Origin of the sequence: Enterobacter cloacae complex sp. SHL009, assembly GCF_049237205.1 — a bacterium.
Taxonomy (GTDB): Bacteria; Pseudomonadota; Gammaproteobacteria; order Enterobacterales; family Enterobacteriaceae; genus Enterobacter; species Enterobacter cloacae_M.
In genome coordinates this window covers 20894-29118 of record NZ_JBMKIW010000015.1, presented here as the reverse complement: position 1 = coordinate 29118, position 8225 = coordinate 20894, and the positions used below count along the sequence as shown (strand labels likewise).

Here is an 8225-nt window from a genome sequence, read left to right as displayed (position 1 = left end):
TACCGTCCACAGTTCTACTTCCGTACAACTGACGTGACCGGTACCATCGAACTGCCAGAAGGCGTTGAGATGGTAATGCCAGGCGACAACATCAAGATGGTTGTGACGCTGATCCACCCAATCGCGATGGACGACGGTCTGCGTTTCGCAATCCGTGAAGGTGGCCGTACCGTTGGCGCGGGCGTGGTTGCTAAAGTTCTCGGCTAATCGCTGATAACATTTGACGCAATGCGCATGAAAAGGGCATCATTTGATGCCCTTTTTGCACGCTTTCACATCAGAACCTGGCTCATCAGTGATTATTTTTGTCATAATCATTGCTGAGACAGGCTCTGCAGAGAGCGTATAATCCATAAAGGGATTATTTCGATTTGGCTCGCCTCGCAATCGCGGGGTGAAATTATTTGTAGAATTCTTCTGACAGGTTGGTTTATGAGTGCGAATACCGAAGCTCAAGGGAGCGGGCGCGGCCTGGAAGCGATGAAGTGGGTCGCTGTTGCCGTGCTGCTGATTGTGGCAATCGTTGGCAACTATCTTTATCGTGACATGATGCTGCCGCTCCGCGCGCTGGCAGTGGTGATTCTGATTGCTGCAGCGGGCGGTGTCGCGCTGTTGACGACTAAAGGTAAAGCAACCGTTGCTTTCGCTCGCGAAGCACGTACCGAAGTCCGCAAGGTCATTTGGCCGACTCGCCAGGAAACACTGCACACCACTCTAATCGTGGCTGCAGTGACTGCGGTAATGTCACTGATCCTTTGGGGACTGGATGGTATTCTGGTTCGCCTGGTTTCCTTTATTACTGGCCTGAGGTTCTAAGATGTCTGAAGCCCCTAAAAAGCGTTGGTACGTCGTTCAGGCGTTTTCCGGTTTTGAAGGCCGCGTAGCAACGTCGCTGCGTGAGCATATCAAATTACACAACATGGAAGAGTTATTTGGCGAAGTTATGGTTCCGACCGAAGAAGTGGTTGAGATCCGTGGCGGCCAACGTCGCAAAAGCGAGCGTAAATTCTTCCCGGGTTACGTGCTGGTTCAGATGGTGATGAACGACGCGAGCTGGCACCTGGTGCGCAGCGTACCGCGCGTGATGGGCTTTATCGGCGGCACGTCTGACCGTCCGGCGCCAATCAGCGACAAAGAAGTTGATGCGATTATGAACCGCCTGCAGCAGGTGGGTGATAAGCCGCGTCCGAAAACGCTGTTTGAACCGGGTGAAATGGTTCGTGTTAGCGACGGTCCGTTTGCTGACTTTAACGGTGTGGTTGAAGAAGTGGACTACGAGAAGTCCCGCCTGAAAGTTTCTGTTTCTATCTTCGGTCGTGCGACCCCGGTAGAACTGGACTTTGCGCAGGTCGAAAAAGCCTAAGCAGCGATCAAAAAAGCGGCGATTTAATCGTTGCACAGGGCGCGGGATTGGAATACAATTTCGCGCCTTTTGTTTTTATGGGCCCGGCCCGTAAAACGAATTTTATTCACGGGGAGCCTTCCTGAGGCGCTATCACCCAATCAGAGGATTTTAGAATGGCTAAGAAAGTACAAGCCTACGTCAAGCTGCAGGTTGCAGCTGGTATGGCGAACCCAAGTCCACCAGTTGGTCCAGCTCTGGGTCAGCAGGGTGTGAACATCATGGAATTCTGTAAAGCGTTCAACGCCAAAACCGAATCCCTGGAAAAAGGTCTGCCAATCCCAGTCGTAATCACTGTTTACGCTGACCGTTCTTTCACTTTCGTTACCAAAACCCCTCCAGCAGCAGTTCTGCTGAAGAAAGCGGCTGGTATCAAGTCTGGTTCCGGTAAACCGAACAAAGACAAAGTGGGTAAAATTTCCCGCGCTCAGCTGCAGGAAATCGCGCAGACCAAAGCTGCCGACATGACTGGTGCCGACATTGAAGCGATGACTCGCTCAATCGAAGGTACTGCACGTTCCATGGGCCTGGTAGTGGAGGACTAAGAAATGGCTAAACTGACCAAGCGCATGTCCGTGATCCGTGACAAAGTTGATGCGACCAAACAGTACGACATCAACGAAGCTATCGCTCTGCTGAAAGAACTGGCAACTGCTAAGTTCGTTGAAAGCGTTGACGTTGCCGTTAACCTCGGCATCGACGCGCGTAAATCCGATCAGAACGTTCGTGGCGCAACTGTACTGCCACACGGTACTGGCCGTTCCGTTCGCGTAGCTGTATTTGCTCAGGGTGCAAACGCTGAAGCTGCTAAAGCTGCCGGCGCTGAACTGGTAGGTATGGAAGATCTGGCTGATCAGATCAAGAAAGGCGAAATGAACTTTGACGTTGTTATTGCTTCTCCAGATGCAATGCGCGTTGTTGGCCAGCTGGGCCAGGTTCTGGGTCCACGCGGCCTGATGCCTAACCCGAAAGTTGGTACTGTAACTCCTAACGTTGCTGAAGCGGTTAAGAACGCTAAAGCAGGTCAGGTTCGTTATCGTAACGACAAAAACGGCATCATCCACACCACCATCGGTAAAGTGGACTTTGACGCTGACAAACTGAAAGAAAACCTGGAAGCTCTGCTGGTTGCGCTCAAAAAAGCAAAACCAACTCAGGCGAAAGGCGTGTACATCAAGAAAGTTAGCATCTCCACCACCATGGGTGCAGGTGTTGCAGTTGACCAGGCTGGCCTGAGCGCTGCTGCAAACTAATGCCTTTACGTGGGCGGTGATTTTGTCTACAATCTTACCCCCACGTTTGCTAACGAAAGTTAGCGGCTAAAAGATTTGTTCGTTGGAGCCTGGCCTAATCCAGGCCTCCGTCGAAGACCGCAGGTGTTTCGCAAGAGACTTAATCCCCTGCGTAGACGGTGACAGAACGCTAAGATTATTTTTGGATACTCTGGCTTGTTTCTGCTCACCGTATTAAGACGCTCTTTCCGTTGGGGAGAGTGAAGTGAGTTCCGGAACATGAGTTCCGGCAAACATCCAGGAGCAAAGCTAATGGCTTTAAATCTTCAAGACAAACAAGCGATTGTTGCTGAAGTCAGCGAAGTAGCCAAAGGCGCGCTGTCTGCAGTAGTTGCGGATTCCCGTGGCGTTACTGTAGACAAAATGACTGAACTGCGTAAAGCAGGTCGTGAAGCTGGCGTATACATGCGTGTTGTTCGTAACACCCTGCTGCGTCGCGTAGTTGAAGGTACTCAGTTCGAGTGCCTGAAAGACACGTTTGTTGGTCCGACCCTGATTGCATACTCTATGGAACACCCGGGCGCTGCTGCTCGTCTGTTCAAAGAGTTCGCGAAAGCGAATGCAAAATTTGAGGTCAAAGCTGCAGCCTTTGAAGGTGAGTTGATCCCGGCATCGCAAATCGATCGCCTGGCAACCCTGCCGACCTACGAAGAAGCAATTGCACGCCTGATGGCAACCATGAAAGAAGCTGCGGCTGGCAAACTGGTTCGCACTCTGGCTGCTGTACGCGATGCGAAAGAAGCTGCTTAATCGCAGTTATCTTTATAAAGCATTTGCTTACGTATAAACTTATTCTGATTTTCAGGAACAATTTAAATGTCTATCACTAAAGATCAAATCATTGAAGCAGTAGCAGCTATGTCCGTAATGGACGTTGTAGAGCTGGTTTCTGCAATGGAAGAAAAATTCGGTGTTTCTGCTGCTGCTGCTGTAGCTGTAGCTGCGGGCCCGGCTGAAGCTGCTGAAGAAAAAACTGAATTCGACGTAATTCTGAAAGCTGCTGGCGCTAACAAAGTTGCTGTTATCAAAGCAGTACGTGGCGCAACTGGCCTGGGTCTGAAAGAAGCTAAAGACCTGGTAGAATCTGCTCCAGCTGCGCTGAAAGAAGGCGTGAGCAAAGATGACGCAGAAGCACTGAAAAAATCTCTGGAAGAAGCTGGCGCTGAAGTTGAAGTTAAATAAGCCAACTTTTCTGGTTGCAGCCTAAGTAATTAGGCTGATGGCTGGTGACTTTTTAGTCACCAGCCTTTTTGCGCTGTAAGGCATCAGTAGCATTTCACACTGTTTGACTGCTGATTGTCCTGACAATGCATGTTTCTATCGACGACTTAATATATTGCGACAGGGTGCTCGCTCTGTGTAAATCGCGACGAAATGATTTAAGCGTGATAGCAACAGGTATTGCGGAAAGTATTCAATTTTCCGGTCCACAAAATGGTGTTGCACAAACTGTCCCTTCGTCGGACAGATGGGTCGACTTGTCAGCGAGCTGAGGAACCCTATGGTTTACTCCTATACCGAGAAAAAACGTATTCGTAAGGATTTTGGTAAACGTCCACAAGTTCTGGACATTCCATATCTCCTTTCTATCCAGCTTGACTCGTTCCAGAAGTTTATCGAGCAAGATCCTGAAGGGCAGTACGGTCTGGAAGCAGCCTTCCGCTCCGTGTTCCCGATTCAGAGCTACAGCGGTAACTCCGAGCTGCAGTACGTCAGCTACCGCCTTGGCGAACCGGTGTTTGACGTTCAGGAATGTCAGATCCGTGGCGTGACCTATTCCGCACCGCTGCGCGTAAAACTGCGTCTGGTGATCTACGAGCGCGAAGCGCCGGAAGGCACCGTAAAAGACATTAAAGAACAAGAAGTCTACATGGGTGAAATTCCACTCATGACAGACAACGGTACTTTCGTAATCAACGGTACTGAGCGTGTTATCGTTTCCCAGCTGCACCGTAGCCCGGGCGTCTTCTTCGACAGCGATAAAGGTAAAACACACTCTTCCGGTAAAGTACTGTATAACGCACGCATCATTCCTTACCGTGGTTCATGGCTGGACTTCGAGTTCGATCCGAAAGACAACCTGTTTGTCCGTATAGACCGTCGTCGTAAGCTGCCTGCAACCATCATTCTGCGTGCGCTGCAATACACCACTGAACAGATCCTGGACCTGTTCTTTGAGAAAGTGATCTTTGAAATCCGCGACAACAAGCTGCAGATGGAGCTGGTGCCGGAACGTCTGCGTGGCGAGACCGCGTCGTTCGACATCGAAGCCGACGGCAAAGTGTATGTGGAAAAAGGTCGCCGTATCACCGCGCGCCACATCCGCCAGCTGGAAAAAGATGATATCAAACTCATCGAAGTTCCGGTTGAGTACATTGCAGGAAAAGTAGCCGCGAAAGATTACGTTGACGAGTCAACGGGTGAGCTGATCTGCCCAGCGAACATGGAGCTGAGCCTGGATCTGCTGGCTAAGCTGAGCCAGTCTGGTCACAAACGTATCGAAACGCTGTTCACCAACGATCTGGACCACGGTGCGTATATCTCTGAGACTATTCGCGTCGACCCAACCACCGATCGTCTGAGCGCGCTGGTCGAAATCTACCGCATGATGCGTCCTGGTGAGCCACCAACTCGCGAAGCGGCGGAAAGCCTGTTCGAGAACCTGTTCTTCTCCGAAGACCGCTACGATCTGTCCGCGGTTGGTCGTATGAAGTTCAACCGTTCTCTGCTGCGCGACGAGATCGAAGGTTCCGGTATCCTGAGCAAAGACGACATCATCGAAGTGATGAAGAAGCTCATCGATATCCGTAACGGTAAAGGCGAAGTGGACGATATCGACCACCTCGGCAACCGTCGTATCCGTTCCGTAGGCGAAATGGCGGAAAACCAATTCCGCGTTGGCCTGGTACGTGTAGAACGTGCGGTGAAAGAGCGTCTGTCTCTGGGCGATCTGGATACCCTGATGCCTCAGGATATGATCAACGCCAAGCCGATTTCTGCAGCAGTGAAAGAGTTCTTCGGTTCAAGCCAGCTGTCTCAGTTCATGGACCAGAACAACCCGCTGTCTGAGATTACGCACAAACGTCGTATCTCTGCACTCGGCCCAGGCGGTCTGACCCGTGAACGCGCAGGCTTTGAAGTTCGAGACGTACACCCGACGCACTACGGTCGCGTATGTCCAATCGAAACGCCTGAAGGTCCAAACATCGGTCTGATCAACTCCCTGTCCGTGTACGCACAGACTAACGAATACGGTTTCCTCGAGACCCCGTACCGTAAAGTGACCGACGGTGTTGTAACCGACGAAATTCACTACCTGTCTGCTATCGAAGAAGGCAACTACGTTATCGCTCAGGCGAACTCCAACCTGGATGACGAAGGCCACTTTGTAGAAGATCTGGTTACCTGCCGTAGCAAAGGCGAATCCAGCTTGTTCAGCCGCGACCAGGTTGACTACATGGACGTATCCACCCAGCAGGTGGTATCCGTCGGTGCGTCCCTGATCCCGTTCCTGGAACACGATGACGCCAACCGTGCATTGATGGGTGCGAACATGCAACGTCAGGCCGTTCCAACTCTGCGCGCTGATAAGCCGCTGGTTGGTACCGGTATGGAACGTGCTGTTGCCGTTGACTCCGGTGTTACTGCAGTTGCTAAACGTGGCGGTACTGTTCAGTACGTCGATGCATCCCGTATCGTTATCAAAGTTAACGAAGACGAGATGTATCCGGGCGAAGCAGGTATCGACATTTATAACCTGACCAAATACACCCGTTCTAACCAGAACACCTGCATCAACCAGATGCCTTGCGTATCTCTGGGTGAGCCAGTTGAGCGCGGCGACGTGCTGGCAGACGGTCCGTCCACCGACCTCGGTGAACTGGCGCTCGGTCAGAACATGCGCGTAGCGTTCATGCCGTGGAATGGTTACAACTTCGAAGACTCCATCCTCGTCTCCGAACGTGTGGTTCAGGAAGATCGTTTCACCACCATCCACATCCAGGAACTGGCATGTGTGTCCCGTGACACCAAGCTGGGGCCAGAAGAGATCACCGCTGACATCCCTAACGTGGGTGAAGCTGCGCTCTCCAAACTGGATGAATCCGGTATCGTTTACATCGGTGCGGAAGTGACCGGCGGCGACATTCTGGTTGGTAAGGTTACGCCTAAAGGTGAAACCCAGCTGACGCCAGAAGAGAAACTGCTGCGTGCAATCTTCGGTGAGAAAGCGTCTGACGTTAAGGACTCTTCTCTGCGCGTACCAAACGGTGTTTCCGGTACGGTTATCGACGTTCAGGTCTTCACCCGTGACGGCGTCGAGAAAGATAAGCGTGCGCTGGAAATCGAAGAGATGCAGCTCAAACAGGCTAAGAAAGACCTGTCTGAAGAACTGCAGATCCTCGAAGCGGGTCTTTTCAGCCGTATCTATGCGGTGCTGGTTGCCGGTGGCGTTGAAGCTGAGAAGCTCGACAAACTGCCACGCGATCGCTGGCTGGAACTGGGCCTGACCGACGAAGAGAAACAAAATCAGCTGGAACAGCTGGCTGAGCAGTATGACGAACTGAAACACGAGTTCGAGAAAAAACTCGAAGCGAAACGCCGCAAAATCACTCAGGGCGACGATCTGGCACCAGGCGTGCTGAAGATTGTTAAGGTGTATCTGGCCGTTAAACGTCAGATCCAGCCTGGTGATAAGATGGCAGGTCGTCACGGTAACAAGGGTGTTATCTCTAAGATCAACCCGATCGAAGATATGCCGCACGATGCTAACGGTACGCCGGTAGATATCGTACTGAACCCGCTGGGCGTACCGTCTCGTATGAACATCGGTCAGATCCTGGAAACTCACCTGGGTATGGCTGCGAAAGGTATCGGCGACAAGATTAACGCCATGCTGAAGCAGCAGGAAGAAGTCGCGAAACTGCGCGAATTCATCCAGCGTGCCTACGATCTGGGTACCGACGTTCGTCAGAAAGTCGACCTGAATACCTTCAGTGATGAAGAAGTGCTGCGCCTGGCTGAGAACCTGAAAAAAGGTATGCCAATCGCAACGCCGGTCTTCGATGGTGCGAAAGAAGCTGAAATTAAAGAGCTGCTGCAACTGGGTGGTCTGCCAACGTCTGGTCAGATTACGCTGTTTGACGGCCGTACCGGTGAACAGTTCGAGCGTCCGGTAACCGTAGGTTACATGTACATGCTGAAACTGAACCACCTGGTCGACGACAAGATGCACGCTCGTTCTACCGGTTCTTACAGCCTGGTTACTCAGCAGCCGCTGGGTGGTAAGGCACAGTTCGGTGGTCAGCGCTTCGGGGAGATGGAAGTGTGGGCGCTGGAAGCATACGGCGCGGCATACACCCTGCAGGAAATGCTCACCGTTAAGTCTGATGACGTGAACGGTCGTACCAAGATGTATAAAAACATCGTGGACGGCAACCATCAGATGGAGCCGGGCATGCCAGAATCCTTCAACGTACTGTTGAAAGAGATTCGTTCGCTGGGTATCAACATCGAACTGGAAGACGAGTAAT

7 protein-coding genes and 1 pseudogene are annotated in these 8225 nt (G+C 51.7%); all 8 read left to right on the top strand.

Annotation, left to right across the window (positions count from 1 at the left end; all coding sequences use genetic code 11):
- Positions 1 to 207, top strand: a pseudogene (gene tuf, locus ACOTZC_RS22325) (elongation factor Tu); the annotation flags it as partial.
- Between the two features lie 225 nt (positions 208 to 432).
- On the top strand, positions 433 to 816 hold the full coding sequence (gene secE, locus ACOTZC_RS22320; protein WP_014068449.1) for a preprotein translocase subunit SecE: 384 nt from the start codon (positions 433 to 435) through the stop codon (positions 814 to 816).
- Between the two features lies 1 nt (position 817).
- The gene (gene nusG / locus ACOTZC_RS22315) at positions 818 to 1363 is read left to right on the top strand and encodes a transcription termination/antitermination protein NusG (RefSeq protein WP_002438628.1); all 546 of its coding nucleotides are present in this window, start codon (positions 818 to 820) and stop codon (positions 1361 to 1363) included.
- Between the two features lie 155 nt (positions 1364 to 1518).
- On the top strand, positions 1519 to 1947 hold the full coding sequence (rplK, locus tag ACOTZC_RS22310) for a 50S ribosomal protein L11 (protein WP_008503452.1): 429 nt from the start codon (positions 1519 to 1521) through the stop codon (positions 1945 to 1947).
- A gap of 3 nt (positions 1948 to 1950) precedes the next feature.
- The gene (gene rplA, locus ACOTZC_RS22305; RefSeq protein WP_006810530.1) at positions 1951 to 2655 is read left to right on the top strand and encodes a 50S ribosomal protein L1; all 705 of its coding nucleotides are present in this window, start codon (positions 1951 to 1953) and stop codon (positions 2653 to 2655) included.
- Positions 2656 to 2946: 291 nt separating this feature from the next.
- Complete coding sequence (gene rplJ, locus ACOTZC_RS22300; protein ID WP_003862338.1) at positions 2947 to 3444, top strand: 50S ribosomal protein L10; 498 nt, start codon at positions 2947 to 2949, stop codon at positions 3442 to 3444.
- A gap of 66 nt (positions 3445 to 3510) precedes the next feature.
- Positions 3511 to 3876 carry a 50S ribosomal protein L7/L12 gene (gene rplL / locus ACOTZC_RS22295; protein ID WP_002445276.1) on the top strand — a complete coding sequence of 122 codons (366 nt, stop codon included), beginning with the start codon at positions 3511 to 3513 and terminating at the stop codon, positions 3874 to 3876.
- Positions 3877 to 4195: 319 nt separating this feature from the next.
- Entirely contained in the window at positions 4196 to 8224 is a 4029-nt protein-coding gene (gene rpoB, locus ACOTZC_RS22290; protein ID WP_023334099.1) for a DNA-directed RNA polymerase subunit beta, read from the top strand.
- Position 8225: the final 1 nt, after the last annotated feature.

Bases quoted from the DNA above. Each gene is read 5' to 3' on its own strand.
- rplK (WP_008503452.1), top strand. From the start codon at position 1,519: ATGGCTAAGAAAGTACAAGCCTACGTCAAGCTGCAGGTTGCAGCTGGT.
- nusG (WP_002438628.1), top strand. From the start codon at position 818: ATGTCTGAAGCCCCTAAAAAGCGTTGGTACGTCGTTCAGGCGTTTTCC.
- rplA (WP_006810530.1), top strand. From the start codon at position 1,951: ATGGCTAAACTGACCAAGCGCATGTCCGTGATCCGTGACAAAGTTGAT.
- rplJ (WP_003862338.1), top strand. From the start codon at position 2,947: ATGGCTTTAAATCTTCAAGACAAACAAGCGATTGTTGCTGAAGTCAGC.
- rpoB (WP_023334099.1), top strand. From the start codon at position 4,196: ATGGTTTACTCCTATACCGAGAAAAAACGTATTCGTAAGGATTTTGGT.
- rplL (WP_002445276.1), top strand. From the start codon at position 3,511: ATGTCTATCACTAAAGATCAAATCATTGAAGCAGTAGCAGCTATGTCC.
- secE (WP_014068449.1), top strand. From the start codon at position 433: ATGAGTGCGAATACCGAAGCTCAAGGGAGCGGGCGCGGCCTGGAAGCG.